The sequence below is a fragment of the Bacillus sp. MRMR6 genome, from assembly GCF_001940785.1.
Taxonomy (GTDB): domain Bacteria; phylum Bacillota; class Bacilli; order Bacillales; family Cytobacillaceae; genus Neobacillus.
This window is the reverse complement of the sequence record NZ_MSLS01000084.1, coordinates 1-964: the sequence shown is the minus strand read 5'-3', so window position 1 is coordinate 964 and position 964 is coordinate 1. Positions and strand designations below refer to the sequence as shown.

General features: G+C 36.4%; 1 pseudogene. It reads left to right on the top strand.

Features of this window, described 5'->3' with window-relative positions:
• Nucleotides 1-108 precede the first annotated feature (108 nt).
• A pseudogene (locus BTR25_RS26690) lies at nucleotides 109-964 on the top strand (transposase); the annotation flags it as partial.

The following is a 964-nucleotide window of genomic DNA, read 5'->3' as shown; positions in this document are numbered from 1 at the left end:
TCTAGTCCCGCAGGAGTCTACGTGCCTTCCACGCAATTCAACAGAGTTTAAATCTATAGTGTACAGCTCTCTACATAATTAAAAATTAAATAATAAGTGGTGAAATATATGTTTAAACCAAAAGTATCAACCCAAAATGAATTTGAATTTGTAACTATTGATGACTTGGTTCCTGACAATCACCTTCTCCGTTTAATTGATAAACATATTGATTTTTCTTTTCTTCTTGAAAAGGTACGCCCCTATTATAGTGATGATAATGGACGCCCTTCCGACCCCCTGAATTTATTTAAATTGATGTTTATAGGATATCTTTATGGCATCCGTTCTGAGCGACAATTACAAAGAGAAATTGAAGTAAATGTTGCATACCGTTGGTTTTTAGGTTTGATTTAAAGGATCCAGTTCTACACCACTCTACAATTAGTTGGAATCGCCAACACCGTTTTAAGGAGACTGATATCTTTCAGGAAACTTTCGATGAGATCGTTCTCCAAGCAATGAATCACATGGTTGGTGGTCGTGTATTATTTTCGGATTCTACTCATTTAAAAGCTAATGCTAATAAACATAAATTCACAAAACAAGAAATTGAGGTAGAAACTCGTGATTATTTTGATGAACTAAATAAAGCAGTTGAAGAAGACAGATTAGCACACGGAAAAAATCCGTTAAAGGACAAGGAGGAAGTGAAGGAAACGAAAGAAATTCGGGTTAGCACTACTGATCCTGAATGTGGATTTATGTCTCGTGATAACAAGCAGGAAATGTTTTGTTATCTTGATCACCGGACTACAGATATGAAATGTAACATTATTACAGATGTATATGTTACACCTGGAAATGTTCATGATTCTGTTCCTTACCTAAGCCGGTTGGACCGTCAGGTCCAACAATTTGGGTTAAAGGTAGAAGCTGTGGCACTTGATTCCGGTTATCTCACGAGCCCGATTTGTAAGGGATT